We start from the raw sequence: 14030 nt of genomic DNA, 5'->3' as shown, positions 1-14030 counted from the left end.
TCTCTACAGCTCTTGTCGTATAACTTGCGCCACCACCTCAAAGCGTGCTGGCAGAGTGCGCGCTTTTTTGCTGATTAAGTAAAGAGATTCCTCCACTCTCTGAGCGCTTGGGTAGATGGCCAAGTGCTCCGTCAATGAAAATTGGCTCATTGCTGAGCGTGGTAATACGGTGAATCCAAGCCCCCGAGCGACGGGCAAAAGAATTTGGCTCAGTTGATTCACATAGCCTGAGCTTTGAACCTGTCGTCTATCTAGACCTTGCTCAACTTCCCCACACAGCGCCAAATAGAGTTCTAAATAGTGCGGCGCATCAGGATGCTCAATCAAGCCTAACTCGATAATACTGGCGAGCGTTTCCCCTCTAAACTTGGCGGGATAAAACAGACAAAGTTCATCCGAGCCCAGCGCTTGTACCTCAAACAAGGCTGGTTGCGGCAAGTGGGTCACGATACCTAAATCGGCTTCGCCATTGAGCACCGCTTGAATGATTTTGTGATTCGGTGCCACTTCCAACTGTGGGATCAGTTCTGGGTATTTACATTGTAAATCGAGCAGCTGCGGATAAAGCTTTAACCCCAAAGCCCCCGAACACGCCATCCGGCAGACCCCCGCATGTGGGTTGTCAAACTGCAGACTTTGCAGCAGTTCTGCTTGCTCACTTTCTAACTGCTTTGCGTATTGATAGACGCGCAGCCCCGCTTCGGTGATTTCAAAACTCTTTTTGTCCCGCTCAATGAGCGCAGCACCGCAGCTCTCTTCCAGCTTGCGAATGTGTTGGCTGACACCCGGTTGAGTCATGAAAAGCTTTTCCGCAGTTTTGGTAAAGTGGCCGACCTCAATTAAGGTTTTAAAGGTCGTCAGCCAAACTGGATTTAACATCGCTTGCCCGCCTGAGTGATTGCTTAATGATAAAAACAAAAAATTATTAAAGTAATAAATTATGATAATTTCAAGTAATAATTCTAACTCCCTATACTCTCTCCATCGAAACGGATTAAGCAATCAACAGGATTTGCTGATCGACACCAATCAACGAATTGAACTCACGAGCGTTTGGAGCAGAACAATGAAAATGAATCACGTAGGCATCATGGTCGGTGACATGGATAAAGCGGTGGAGTTTTACACCCATGCACTTGGCCTAAGAGTTGTCATGAACAACACTAAAGTGGTGGAAGAGCGTGAAAGCGCTATCGGCAGAATGTGTATTGCAGTATTTGGCGAGGGTTTTAAAGGCTTCAACATTGCTCACTTGGTCACCACCGACGGCATTGGCGTTGAGCTGTTTGAAATGAAAGAGCGCCAAGAGCGTCACGTTGTGGATTTCTCTCGCCTGGGCATCTTCCATTTCTGTCTACAAACCGATGATTTTGAAGGCGTCATTAAACGCACAGAAGAGTTTGGCGGGAAAGTGCGTATGGACATCATGCGTTACCACCCAGAAGACGACAGCAAACCTGCGAAAATGGTCTACCTAGAAGACCCATTTGGTAACTTGTTTGAGCTTTACTCGCACACCTACGAAGAAACCTACGCCTCAGATTACGAGTAATCGCAGAGCACAATTGGATTAGCGTAAAAAATGGATTAGCCGAAAAGCTAATCCATTTTTATTTCAAGCACATGGTTGGGCTATCAATCGCTTCTCCCCTTTCTGTGTCTTTGCTATTTCGGCTCCAACAACAAGGTCATGCGTTTAGTGCCTGGGCCAAAGGTCACTTTGGCTCTCTGTTTGACCTCTTCCAGCGTGACACTTTGTGCGGTTTGCTCATAGTTCAGCAGGGCATCAATCCCGTAATGGTTAATCAAGTAACGGGTATAGAAGCCGTTGCGAAAACGGGGATCGCTGTCCATTGCTCTTAAGTCAACACTGAGCTGTTTTGCTGCGGTGTCCACTTCCTCTTGCGTGATATTTTCCGACAACTCAGCAATCACTTGCTCGATTTGCTGGTCCATCAACTTAGCGTCTTTGGGGGCTATCTGCGATTCAAAGAACCAATCTGACACCGTTTCTTGATCTTGCATCATCGGATACACCGCAGGGCTGTAATCCAAACTCGCTTCTTCTCGCAGTTGTGTGAGCACTCGCGCTAAGCTGATTCTTTGCAGCATGTCTTCGATAAACATATCTTTGCCCACTTTTGCTGCGACGTGGGGGTTCAACACGCGTACCAAATGTAAGGTTGACTTCTCACTGCCCTCTTTCACCACGCTGTACGCCGGTAAGTTGTCTTTATACACAACGGCATAATCCAACGCTGGCGCGGGTTGCATCTCGATAGACGCCACATATTGTCTCAGCAATGGCGCCACTTGCTCCGGCGTAAGATCGGCAATCAGAACCATTTTGAATCCACGATTTTGGCCAAACAAGGTTTGATGAATCGCGTCGATTTGCTCTACGGTCACGGGGCTCACTTCGTCCGCCGTCACGAGGCGATGTCGAGTATGATCTGGATAAGAAGACTGATTGCCCTTCAAGACCAATTGACCAACACCGGATTTCAAATAAGCTGAACGGTTTTGCTCAAACTCTTTCTTCACAGCCTGCAACTGGCGTGGATCGATATTGATTTCTGTAGCAAGGTTGTAGAGCGCATTCAAAGTGATAGCCAATTTTTCTTTGGCACCGATCATTTCCACACCATGATAGGTGGTGCCTAAAATAGGATTGAGCATCAAATCATTTTTGCGCAGATAGCTGTCCAGTTCCGTGCCGGAAAAATCGCCCAAGCCGCTGCGAACGGCGGTATGGGTTGCTAATTCATAGGCGGGATACAAACTCGGATCAATCGCAGCTTTACCCCCTAGGCTGGCAAAGTTGATGTAAGCGCGATCACCCGCTTTGCTGTCTTGCTGGAACCAGACTTCGACACCATTGGAAAGCGAATAGACTTTGAACCCACCTTCATGGTCTTGAACATCGACAATTTGCCCAGCCTGCTGCGGCTGAAGAAAACCTTCATCTTTCGCTGCAAGGGTTAATGGCTTCACTCCAGGGCGTTGATACGCTTCGGCGATTTTCATTGGTGTGGTTGCCCACTTTGCCATGCGATCGCCTTGCCCGAGCCCCATCACGAATGGCACGGGTTGATCAAGTGCGCCTTGCAACTGCTTGTTGGCCGTTTCAAGGGAATTCAGCGCAATAAACTGGGTAAGATTGGCTTGATAATCTTGCTTCGATTGAGTGACGTTGTTTTGGTCCAAATCGATCATCCGGCTATCAGCGAAATGAAAGGGCTTACGTTGCTGCCAATCACTTTCCAAGTTCGTCAACTCACTACGATAACCAGACATCACGCTGTCGAGCTCCTGCTGGCTGACACCATAGTCGCGCAGCGACGCCAATGTCTCAACAAACAAACGATGCATGTCGTGGCGCTGGCTCGGCGCAAAGGACACCCCACCTGCAATCAGGCGGCTGTAGTTATTGGCAAACGCATTGGCGTAGACGTACTGAAACGGCTCCGCAGCATCATTGAGCACAGAATAGAGGCGCTGTTGAATCAACTTAGCACTGACATCGTCATGCCACATCTGGTGTTGTTGCGCTTGTGTGCGCATACCAACAAACCCACGGTCGATAGCAAAATGGACACTTGGCGATTCCATCACACTGCTAAACAGCACTCTAGGCTCCGTTTTTACCGGAATATCGCGGCGTTTCTCAACGGTGTTGTTGGCCGTTGTCTGCCAATTGGCAAACTTTTCATCAATGATGGCGGCGATCTCTTCAACACCAACATTACCGGTAATGATCAACTCAGAATATTGCGGTTGATACCAAGTTTGGTAGAAGGACTTTAAGGATTCTGCCGTGGCATTTTCAATCGATTCTTGATCGCCAATGGGATCATGCTTCTCATAAATCGTGCCATCAATGGAAGCGTAGTAGGCATTAAACGAGAAGGATTTATCTTCAGGGCGTGAGCGTCGCCACTCGCCTAAAATCACGCCTTTCTCTTTTTCCACTTCTTGAGGATCAAACTCGATACCATCGCTGACATCTCGCATCCAAGTCAATGCTTGCTGTAGATGACTGGCATCATTGAGTTCGAGTTTGTAGGTGGTTTGCTGATACGCGGTAAACGCATTGATGTCAGCACCAAAACTGCCGCCCGCTTGCGCGAACAGTTTGATCACCTCGTTACCTGAAAAATGTTGGCTACCATTGAACGCCATGTGTTCCACAAAATGCGCATACCCTTTTTGCTGCTCATTTTCTTGGAAGGAACCAATATTGACGGTAAAACGCAGCGAGATCTCCTGATCATCCGTAGGGTAAATGTGGTATTTCATGCCATTGGGCAACTGACCAACCGTCCAGTTGGCGTCTTGTTGTAATGGCGTGGAGTTGGGGGTTAAAGCACAACCTGACAGTAGTAATACTGGGAAGAACAACATGTTCCGCATAAATCTCGTCCCTTATCATTATATCCTTACAAAATATATCGCTGTTCGCTCTACTCACCTATTTTATAAACCGCCAAGCGCTGATTTTCAGGAGATCAGTCGCAGAAATCGACCAAGAAGCTTTTCCCCTTGCCACGCAAAATCTGTCTATTCTTATTAGTGATAATTAAAACAATTAGAGTGGTCGCTATGATGAGTTTAAGCCGCATGTTTGCTTTTCCTCGCTCAGCACTTTTCGTGCTGGCTTTATTTCCTTCCTTCCCTTTATTGGCTGCCTCTGGTGCGCAACAAATCGACTATTTGCCCATGACGATCGGGCTTTTAGGCGGGCTGGCGATTTTCCTCTACGGCATGGAAAAAATGTCGGATGCACTCAAACGCGCCGCTGGCAATAAGATGAAACAATGGCTGGCTAAACTCACTACCAACCGTGTCGCAGGGGTGCTAACGGGCACGGGCATTACGGCGATCATTCAATCCTCATCGGTGACTACGGTGCTGCTGGTGGGTTTTATTTCTGCCGGATTAATGTCGCTACCACAAGCGGTCGGCGTCATCATGGGAGCCAACATCGGCACCACGGTCACCGCGCAAATCATTGCCTTCAAAGTCACCAAGGCGGCATTGGTGATGGTGGCGATCGGTTTTATGATGTTTTTCACCTCGAAAAAGGAAACCACCCAGCACTACGGCAATATGCTGTTTGGCCTCGGTTTGATCTTTCTTGGGATGAACTTGATGAGCGAAGCGATGGCACCGCTGAGAAGCTATCAACCCTTTATTGATTTGATGGCGCACATGGATAACTTGTTGCTGGCAATTTTGATTGCCGCTGCCTTTACCGCCTTAGTGCAATCCTCTTCGGCGACAACCGGTATCGTCATCGTCTTAGCTGGCCAAGGTTTTATTCCACTCGAAACCGGGATTGCATTGGCAATGGGTGCCAATATTGGTACCTGTGTCACGGCGGTCTTAGCCTCTATTGGCAAGCCAAGAGAAGCCGTTCAAGCCGCTGCGATTCACATCATCTTTAACCTCAGCGGTGTGATGATTTGGCTGCCCATGATTAGCCTTCTAGGGCAATTTGCTGTGTTTCTTTCGCCCCTGCATCCCGAGCTCAGTGGCGTGGAGCGAATGGCCGCCGAGTTGCCACGGCAAATCGCCAATGCCAACACACTGTTTAATGTGTTAAACACCTTGATCATGCTTCCGTTTGCTAGCGTGTTTGTTTGGCTGGTTCGCAAACTCTTGCCCCATACATCAACCGAAAAAAGCGAAGCCACCATTCAAACCAAATACATCAACGACGCCTTTTTACCAACGCCCGATATCGCGTTAGATCAAGCGCAACTCGAACTCGGCCGAGTTGGCAGAAGGGTGTGTAATATGCTCAACATGCTGCCCCCTCTCGCGCCAGAATGTAAAGATGCGAACGAGACCAGCTTAGTTCGTGAAAGCCTTAACCAGATCGAATTGATTGAAGAAGAAGTTGATCAGCTGCATAGCTCGATTCTGTCTTACTTAGGACGCCTGCGTCGCGAGCCGCTCTCCAACGCGCAAAGTGCACGGCAAATTAAGCTGATCAGCATCACCGATCAATTGGAAAGCATCGCTGATTTGGTGGTGAACTCCTTACTGCCGTTGGCGTACAAGGCGCTCAACGACGATATTGTGGTCAGCCCACAAATGCGCACCACCTTGGATACGGTGCAAGACAAAGTGAACCGAACCTTGCTCGATTGCGTCAACGCCATTCGCCGCGATGATCCCGCCACGGCCCAGTTGGTTTTGAATGCCAAACGCGAGCTGAACTCGTTGATTGACGCCGTGTTGGCGCACCAAGCGCAGCGTTTATCGGAAGAGCAGCCCAACCGCCTGCGGATTTTCCGTTATGAAATGGAATGGGTGGAAACACTCAAACGCATTTATACCCTTACTAAGCGCATTTCTAAGCTGCAACTGCGTCAGCGTGATATTTCAACCCCGACGCAAGGTTAGCCTCACAGTTTTGTGTTTGCGCAAAAGGGAATTTGGGCTGAAGGACAACGGCTCAACGAAACTCGACTAAACTTTAAGCATGAGAGTGCATATTAGTAATGCAACGTTAGTGCTAAAGCACGTCAGCAGTCTAGGAGTCGACAATGGAAGCGATCAAACCTGCAATGCATGAACCGTTTTGCGTGGATCTCAAACACGCGTTGATCTGGGTAGCGCGTGCCTTAGATTATGTCGGCATGGACGATCTTCACCACAACCACAGAGTTGCTTACACCGCGTATGAGTGCGCAAAACTGCTTGGTTGGGAGAAAAAGAAACAAGAATTCAGCTTCTTAGCGGGCTTAATTCACGACTGTGGTGTCTCCCAGACGGCAGAACATTCGCATCTCATCAGCGACATGATCCCCAGCGAAAGCGAGCAGCACTGCCGAGTGGGCTTTCAAGCCCTCGAACAATGCGATATGTTGGCGCAGTTTGCCAACATCATTCTCTACCACCACACCGATTGGCTCCATTTACAGCACGCGCCAATCAGCCCCTATGAGAAAGATGTCGCCGCGCTCATTTACTTAGCCGACCGGCTAGACTTCTTGCGAGCCAAATACTTAAGTCATACCCAACAAGATCTCATCACCTTGTACAAAAAGGCGATCAGTGAGGAACTGTATTTTTATCGTGGCACACTCTTCTGCCCGACCTTTGTTGACGCGCTGATCACACTAGTCCACCGAGATGGTTTTTGGTTTGCTATGGACTCAACCCATATCGAAACCGTCCCGTTCTCTTTTAGCCAATTGAAATGGTTGCATCAAGATCTGTCGATTTCCGCTCTGATTCAACTGGGCCGTTTTATTGCTGGCATCGTCGATGCGAAAAGCCCGTTTACGTATCAACACTCCTTAAAAGTGGCCGAGTTAAGCGAATACTTGGCCCTGCAAATGGGCCTTCCAAAATCCACCAGCAAGCTGATCTACGTTGCGGGTTTGGTGCACGACATTGGCAAGTTGAGAACTCCCGATAGCATCTTGCACAAAGAAGGGCCACTGAGTGAAATCGAATACATCCACATTAAGCGTCATACTGTCGATACCGCGGTCGCGCTCAATATGATTTTCCCTCATTCCAATATCGCCCAGTGGGCGGCCAATCATCATGAAAGGCTCGATGGCAGTGGCTACCCGTACAACAAAACCGCTGAGCAACTTGATTTGCCATCACGCATCATTGCGATTGCTGATGTTTTCCAAGCCTTGTCGCAAAACCGTCCCTATCGAAGCAAACTGTCACCACAAGAGATCACCGACATCATGTGGCCGATGGTGGAACAAAACCAATTGGATGGAGATGTGTACGCAAAACTCGATCAGAACTTAAACCACTGTTATGCCATGAGTACGGCGCTGTCGTTGAAGGCTTCAGAGGGGAAAACATTGGTTGATGCAGAAAGCTCACTCGCATATTCGCAATAAGCATGCATCGAAGAAGAGCCATCCAAACAATGCCATAGCAAAAACGATGAACGAAAGCCGATAAAGAAAACCGATAAAGAAGCCCCTCCAATTGAGGAGGGGCTTTTGCTGTTGATTACTTTCATCCATTTAATGATGATAAAACAGAGCGTTTAAGGTTGCGTCGCGAGCGCTTGGTCGATGTCACTGGCGCTGTGGCGCTCTTCAACCATCTCCCACGATTCGCCCCAGGTTTTATTGACGATACGGCCACGTTTTACTGCGTCACGCTGTTCAATGTCTTTCGCCCAACGCACCACGTTTTGGTAGCTCGCCACGTCTAAAAACTCAGCCGCATTGTACAGTTTGCCCAGCACAAGGTTGCCATACCAAGGCCAAACGGCGATGTCAGCAATCGAATATTCATCACCACCGAGGTAACGATGTTTCGCCAATTGCTTATCCAGCACGTCAAGTTGACGCTTGGCTTCCATGGTGAAGCGATTAATCGGGTACTCAAATTTCTCTGGTGCGTAAGCATAAAAATGGCCAAAACCGCCCCCCAGATAAGGCGCTGAACCTTGCAGCCAGAATAGCCAGTTCATGACTTGAGTGCGCGCCGCTAAATCCGTAGGCAGCAATTTGCCAAACTTCTCGGCGAGATAAAGCAGAATATGACCCGACTCAAAAACATTGATCGGCTCAGCCACAGAGCGGTCAACCAAGGCGGGAATTTTTGAGTTTGGATTCACCGCCACAAAGCCCGACGAAAACTGATCCGCATCGCCAATCTTGATGATGTGCGCATCGTATTCGGCTTCTTTCACGCCAAGAGCCAACAACTCCTCAAGCATGATGGTCACCTTCTGACCATTGGGTGTACCCATAGAGTAAAGCTGGAGTGGGTGTGAGCCGACCGGCAGCTCTCGTTCAAATCTCGCACCCGAATCTGGACGGTTGATGCTCGCCCACTGACCGCCGTTTTCTTCATTCATGGTCCAGACTGCTGGAGGAGTATAGGTATTTGCCATGATGTGTCCTTTTTTGGTTTGGAGGTAATTACCTGTTTAATATCAGTCCTTAGACCTCAAATTAAAAGGAATACTTTCCAACGAAACTCGTCTTAACTAGAACGATCGGTTATATATCTTTTCTGAGCCCAGTACCCGCCACAATCACGCCTTTTATAACCCCATCAGGATGTACTTACTTTCCATGTAATCATCCATGCCAAGGAATGAACCTTCTCTCCCTAAGCCCGATTCTTTTACGCCACCAAACGGCGCAACGGTGGTGGAAATCAATCCTTCATTGATACCGACAATGCCCGCTTCAAGCGCTTCCGACATGCGCCAAGCTCGTGAGAGTGATTGTGTATAGAAGTACGCCGCGAGGCCAAAATCGGTGTTGTTGGCACGTGCCAGCACTTCCTCTTCGCTATCAAAGACAAACAGTGGTGCCATTGGGCCAAAGGTTTCCTCCTGCGCCACCAGCATCTCATCCGTCACGCCACTGAGTACCAAAGGCTGCACAAGTCGACTGCCTGCCGTAGGTAATTGACCACATTCAATTTGCGCCCCTTTGCTTTGGGCGTCTTCGACGTGTTGCACCACCTTAGCGACTGCGGCATCGTTGATTAACGGGCCAATATGAACGCCTTGGTCAAAGCCGTTACCCACTTTAAGCGCCGAGACTTTCGCCACCAGTTTTTGACAAAATTCAGAATAAACCGAGCGCTGAACATAAAGGCGGTTTGCACAGACGCAGGTTTGCCCGGCATTGCGGAACTTGGCGATCATTGCCCCTTCAACGGCGGCATCCAAATCGGCATCTTCAAAGACGATAAACGGGGCATTGCCACCCAGTTCAAGAGAGAGCTTTTTGATGTTGTCTGCCGATTGACGCATCAACAGTTTGCCTACCGGCGTTGAGCCCGTGAACGATAATTTACGAACGCGCTTGTTACTGGTCAGTTCGCCACCAATCGCAACCGCATCGCCAGTGATCACGTTAAATACCCCAGCAGGAAAGCCCGCTTTTTCCGCCAGCACAGCCAGTGCAAGCGCGGTAAAAGGGGTATCCGGCGCGGGTTTTAAAATCACCGGGCAACCTGCCGCAAACGCTGGGCCGCATTTGCGGGTGATCATCGCCGCGGGGAAGTTCCAAGGCGTAATCGCAGCCACCACGCCGATCGGCTCTTTGGTCACCAAAATCTTGGCGTTTGCTTTGTGGCTTGGCACGAGCGTGCCATAGGCTCTGCGCGCCTCTTCAGCAAACCATTCAATAAAACTGGCGGCATAAAGCACTTCTCCCTTCGCTTCAGCCAATGGCTTACCTTGTTCTAACGTCATGATGTGCGCCAACTCATCGCTGTGTTCTAGGATCAACTGATGCCAACGATGCAGCAGATTGGCCCGTTCTTGTGCCGTGAGTGCTTTAAACTGCTGAAACGCTTTGTCTGCACCCGCGATCACTTCTTGGGTCTCCTTTTCCCCCATATTCGGCACCGTACCAATCACTTCATCGTTAAAAGGATTGGTAATGGTCATGGTTTGCGGCGCACTGCGCCATTCCCCGAGCAGATAACATTGCTGCCTGAATAATGAATTCATACTGGATTCCTATTGAGCGTGACATTGCCGTTTTGCTGGCAATGAAAATGGGTGACCCTTTCAGTGTGGGCCAAATCAGAGACACTATACGCCTAATCATAGTGATTCCTAGTGGCGCGAAAACGGGATGGCTGAGAAAAACGTTCTCCTGACAAAAACAGTGCTAATCTTTTAAAGTAAAACCCTTAGAAGCTCAAACGTGTAAGAGACTGATATGAATAGTGATAATTTGGACACCAACGTTATTGGCTGTGCACGCTGCCAAGCTCAAGAATCCCTAAGTTTTGAATTCTCGATGGCCTTTCAACCGATTGTCGATATTGTACGTAAGGAAGTGTTTGCTTACGAAGCGCTCGTTCGAGGCGTTAATGGTGAAAGCGCGTGGAGCATTTTGTCTAAAGTGTGTGATGAAAACCGATACCAATTTGACCAAGCTTGCAGAGTCAAAGCGATAGAATGGGCTGCGAAATTGAATTTAAAAACAAAGCTCAGTATCAACTTTCTTCCAAACGCCATCTATCAACCAGAAAGATGCATCCGAACCACACTCGAAGCAGCTAAACGGTTCAACTTTCCTGTCGAAAACATCATGTTTGAGTTTACTGAAGTCGAAAAATACGAGGATGCTAACCATGTTAGAAGAGTGGTCGAATATTACCAATCACTCGGATTCTTAACCGCGATTGATGATTTTGGCGCGGGCTACTCAGGGCTAAACCTGTTGAGCGATTTTCAAACCGACATCGTCAAGCTCGACATGCACCTTATTCGCAATATTCACCGCGATGCGAAACGGCAGAAAATTGTTCGACACTGCGTTACGATGTTGAAGGATTTGAACATCACCCCGTTAGTTGAAGGGGTAGAAAATGCAGAAGAGCTTGAGTGCTTGAGAGCAATGGGTATCTCTCTTGTTCAGGGTTATTTGATCAGTAAACCGGGATTTGAGTCGCTGCCACAACCCAACTTCAGTGCGTTTGAACGCTCTTTTTAAGATCCTCCCAATCCCCATAGAGGAAGGGGAATGAAGCGCACTCTCACACTTATTCGATCAACAACATGCGATGTTGAACATCCATCACCGTCGAGTACAAACTGAAAAGGAATGAAGAATGGCAGAAATTCCCATCCCCAAATCCCTACATGAAGTCTTGGGAGAAAAACAATCCCTATTGGAGATCGTCTCCATCTTCGCTTTTGCGTTTGTAGGAAGTGCCGCAATTTATGGGGTCTTGTATCGCCCATCTTCGCCAGAGGTTACTTGGCAGGTGGCGATGGGCTTCATTCTCATCGTCGATGTACTTGCTGGTTGTGTTGCTAATTTTACGAGAGGCACCAACCTGTACTACGCCTCTCGACGCAGCAGCCGTTTCATGTTCATCGCCATCCATTTCCATGTTATTGCGATTGCTTGGCTGCTCGGAGAATCGATACTGTTGGCTTGGATGGTCTGGATTTACACAATTACATCGGCTCTGGTGGTGAACTCACTCAACGGCCATCGTTTGCAACTGTTTGTCTCAGCCAGCTTGATGTGTTTTGGCTTATTACTGCTCCTGTTGCTGCCATTAGAGCCCTGGTTTTTAGCCTGTTCGCTGTTTTTTATGATTAAGGTTGTTTTTAGCTTTGCGGTGGATCACTACACCAAAATTGAATGAACTTCCTGTGTTAACACTAAGGCGCTGAAAAGTATTGTTTTTCAGCGCTGCCTTTGTCTCTCTAATGATTAAATTTTGAATCGTCCCAGCAGGGTATCTAACTGTTCGCATTGCTCATCGAGCCCCTCACAGGCTTGTTGCACCTGCGCCACCATACTGACCATCTGCTTCGAACTGTCAGCAATGTTCTGCACATTCAGGTTTATGTCGGCGCTGACGGCACTTTGCTGAGTGGAGGCGGAAGCAATCTGACTGTTCATGTCGTTCATATGCACAATGGAAGACCCTATTTGGTCTAGCGAATCGGTCGCGTTGCTGGCTCGATGCAGCGTTTCTTCACGGCTAGACACGCTGCGCGACATCACTACCACCGCCTCCTGAGCACCTTGCTGTAAGCGTTCGATCATCGCCTGAATTTCTCCCGTACTGTCGGATGTGCGACTCGCCAAAGAGCGTACTTCATCCGCCACCACGGCAAAACCGCGCCCTTGCTCTCCCGCCCGCGCCGCTTCAATCGCCGCGTTGAGTGCCAACAGATTGGTTTGGTCGGCAATGCCACGAATCACATCCAGCACCGAGGCGATGTTACTTACCTGTGAGTCCAGCCGGTGAATCACTTGCGTCGCACTCTCAATTTCGTCCGACAAATGCTCGATCGATTCCACCGTTTGTTGCACGGTGCGCTGAGCTTGCTCTACCTGCTCACTCGCGAGGGAACTTGAGTGCGCTGCTTCACCAGCGCTATCACTCACGGATTGGCTGGTGGCCTGCATTTCATTTACGGCAGCAGCGACGGTATGGCTTTCTTGTTGCTGCCCATGTGAAAACTGGCTGATTTGCTGCGTCGATTGCAAAATCAAATGCATGTCACTGCGCACGCTTTGCGTTGCCGCCACTACCTCTCCAATGGTGTTGTGAATGCGGCTGGTAAATTGGTTGAAGGAGTGCGCGAGCTCGCCCAGTTCATCGCGGCTGCTGATGTCGATACGGCGAGAAAGATCCCCTTCCCCTTCCGAAATATCGCGCATCGCCACCTGAATTTGTCGCATCGGCTTCATCACAAAACGCTGAATCACCCAGTAGGCAAACGACACGCTGATCACCACCGCCACCAAACCAATGAGGATCACGTTGTCGACAAAGTTCTGGCGTTCAACATATTGCTGATTGAGCAACATCAACTCATCATCAATGGCATTACTAAGGGTTTTGAGTTGAGCACGCATCAGCACAAACTCATCGTGAATGATTTGCTGGTTGTCGGCGTAATAATGTTCAGCTAAATCAGGCTGATTAAATATCGGTTCATACAATCCGATCCAACTCTGCGTTATTTTCACCAGCCTATTGAGCTCCCCTTGCATTGCGCTAGGAATGAGCTGCGCATCAATTAATTGCTGTACTTTCTTCATTCGCGGAATTGCTTTGTAGGCATTTTCTTTAAACTCCCCGACATGGTAGTTCTTTTCATCCTGCGATGAAGCCAGCAGCCAACCTTGCACCGCATTGCTCGACTGGTATAAGTCTCGATAAGCATCCTCTAGACTCATCACCACCGGATACATGCCATTGTTAATATCGTCGGCTATTTTGGCTTGTTTCTCAGATAAGGAATAATTAATAAAAGAGACGACTAAAAACGTCAGTAAAATAATGCCAACGGGAATCGTCAGCTTGTGTTGAATTTTCATATCATTACCTAATTACTGTTTAGGTATATTGTCTGGAAAAGCCATTTTCCATTCTATGACTGATATAAAAGTTTAATTTCTGCTCAATTTATATTTGAGTCAGGAGTGACTCAAACTCAGAAAATAAAACGATACTGCTGTGACACAACAGAAACGCTTGCGCTTTCCATCGCCTCTCACTATAAACAGGTATCCCTTTCGCTTAGGTAT

At 48.5% G+C, this 14030-nt stretch carries 10 protein-coding genes; 5 read left to right on the top strand and 5 right to left on the bottom strand.

Annotated elements, in window-relative coordinates; genetic code table 11:
• Positions 1 to 3: 3 nt before the first annotated feature.
• On the bottom strand, positions 4 to 879 hold the full coding sequence (locus VV1_RS21065; protein ID WP_011082160.1) for a LysR family transcriptional regulator: 876 nt from the start codon (positions 877 to 879) through the stop codon (positions 4 to 6).
• Between the two features lie 187 nt (positions 880 to 1066).
• Here VV1_RS21065 and VV1_RS21060 point away from each other — a divergent pair, with 187 nt between their 5' ends.
• A complete protein-coding gene (locus tag VV1_RS21060; RefSeq protein WP_011082159.1) occupies positions 1067 to 1552 on the top strand; it encodes a VOC family protein in 486 nt (161 codons plus the stop codon).
• A gap of 113 nt (positions 1553 to 1665) precedes the next feature.
• Here the strand turns inward: VV1_RS21060 and VV1_RS21055 are convergent, their stop codons facing one another.
• Entirely contained in the window at positions 1666 to 4413 is a 2748-nt protein-coding gene (locus tag VV1_RS21055) for a M16 family metallopeptidase (RefSeq protein ID WP_011082158.1), read from the bottom strand.
• A 189-nt stretch (positions 4414 to 4602) separates the two neighbouring features.
• On the opposite strand from VV1_RS21055, the gene VV1_RS21050 reads away from it, so the two are divergent.
• Both VV1_RS21050 and VV1_RS21045 read left to right on the top strand, forming a co-directional pair.
• Positions 4603 to 6411, top strand: a complete 1809-nt coding sequence (locus VV1_RS21050) for a Na/Pi cotransporter family protein (protein ID WP_011082157.1) — start codon at positions 4603 to 4605, stop codon at positions 6409 to 6411.
• Between the two features lie 143 nt (positions 6412 to 6554).
• The gene (locus VV1_RS21045) at positions 6555 to 7880 is read left to right on the top strand and encodes an HD-GYP domain-containing protein (protein ID WP_011082156.1); all 1326 of its coding nucleotides are present in this window, start codon (positions 6555 to 6557) and stop codon (positions 7878 to 7880) included.
• A gap of 152 nt (positions 7881 to 8032) precedes the next feature.
• On the opposite strand, the gene yghU is transcribed toward VV1_RS21045, so the two are convergent.
• Entirely contained in the window at positions 8033 to 8890 is an 858-nt protein-coding gene (yghU, locus tag VV1_RS21040; protein WP_011082155.1) for a glutathione-dependent disulfide-bond oxidoreductase, read from the bottom strand.
• 153 nt (positions 8891 to 9043) lie between these two features.
• Positions 9044 to 10471 (bottom strand): NAD-dependent succinate-semialdehyde dehydrogenase, encoded by a 1428-nt coding sequence (locus VV1_RS21035; protein ID WP_011082154.1) that lies wholly within the window; start codon positions 10469 to 10471, stop codon positions 9044 to 9046.
• A 214-nt stretch (positions 10472 to 10685) separates the two neighbouring features.
• Between VV1_RS21035 and VV1_RS21030 the strand changes: the two genes are divergently transcribed.
• Entirely contained in the window at positions 10686 to 11465 is a 780-nt protein-coding gene (locus VV1_RS21030) for an EAL domain-containing protein (RefSeq protein WP_011082153.1), read from the top strand.
• A 118-nt stretch (positions 11466 to 11583) separates the two neighbouring features.
• Entirely contained in the window at positions 11584 to 12129 is a 546-nt protein-coding gene (locus tag VV1_RS21025; protein WP_011082152.1) for a hypothetical protein, read from the top strand.
• A 68-nt stretch (positions 12130 to 12197) separates the two neighbouring features.
• Here the strand turns inward: VV1_RS21025 and VV1_RS21020 are convergent, their stop codons facing one another.
• Positions 12198 to 13820 (bottom strand): methyl-accepting chemotaxis protein, encoded by a 1623-nt coding sequence (locus tag VV1_RS21020; protein ID WP_011082151.1) that lies wholly within the window; start codon positions 13818 to 13820, stop codon positions 12198 to 12200.
• Positions 13821 to 14030 lie beyond the last annotated feature (210 nt).

This window comes from Vibrio vulnificus CMCP6, from assembly GCF_000039765.1.
Classification (GTDB): Bacteria; Pseudomonadota; Gammaproteobacteria; order Enterobacterales; family Vibrionaceae; genus Vibrio; species Vibrio vulnificus_B.
Note: the sequence above shows the minus strand (reverse complement) of the source record. Positions and strands in the feature narration are given on the sequence as shown.

Excerpts from the sequence above, each read along its gene's own strand:
- VV1_RS21065 (WP_011082160.1), bottom strand. The coding sequence starts at position 879 with ATGTTAAATCCAGTTTGGCTGACGACCTTTAAAACCTTAATTGAGGTC.
- VV1_RS21060 (WP_011082159.1), top strand. The coding sequence starts at position 1,067 with ATGAAAATGAATCACGTAGGCATCATGGTCGGTGACATGGATAAAGCG.
- VV1_RS21055 (WP_011082158.1), bottom strand. The coding sequence starts at position 4,413 with ATGCGGAACATGTTGTTCTTCCCAGTATTACTACTGTCAGGTTGTGCT.
- VV1_RS21050 (WP_011082157.1), top strand. The coding sequence starts at position 4,603 with ATGATGAGTTTAAGCCGCATGTTTGCTTTTCCTCGCTCAGCACTTTTC.
- VV1_RS21045 (WP_011082156.1), top strand. The coding sequence starts at position 6,555 with ATGGAAGCGATCAAACCTGCAATGCATGAACCGTTTTGCGTGGATCTC.
- yghU (WP_011082155.1), bottom strand. The coding sequence starts at position 8,890 with ATGGCAAATACCTATACTCCTCCAGCAGTCTGGACCATGAATGAAGAA.
- VV1_RS21035 (WP_011082154.1), bottom strand. The coding sequence starts at position 10,471 with ATGAATTCATTATTCAGGCAGCAATGTTATCTGCTCGGGGAATGGCGC.
- VV1_RS21030 (WP_011082153.1), top strand. The coding sequence starts at position 10,686 with ATGAATAGTGATAATTTGGACACCAACGTTATTGGCTGTGCACGCTGC.
- VV1_RS21025 (WP_011082152.1), top strand. The coding sequence starts at position 11,584 with ATGGCAGAAATTCCCATCCCCAAATCCCTACATGAAGTCTTGGGAGAA.
- VV1_RS21020 (WP_011082151.1), bottom strand. The coding sequence starts at position 13,820 with ATGAAAATTCAACACAAGCTGACGATTCCCGTTGGCATTATTTTACTG.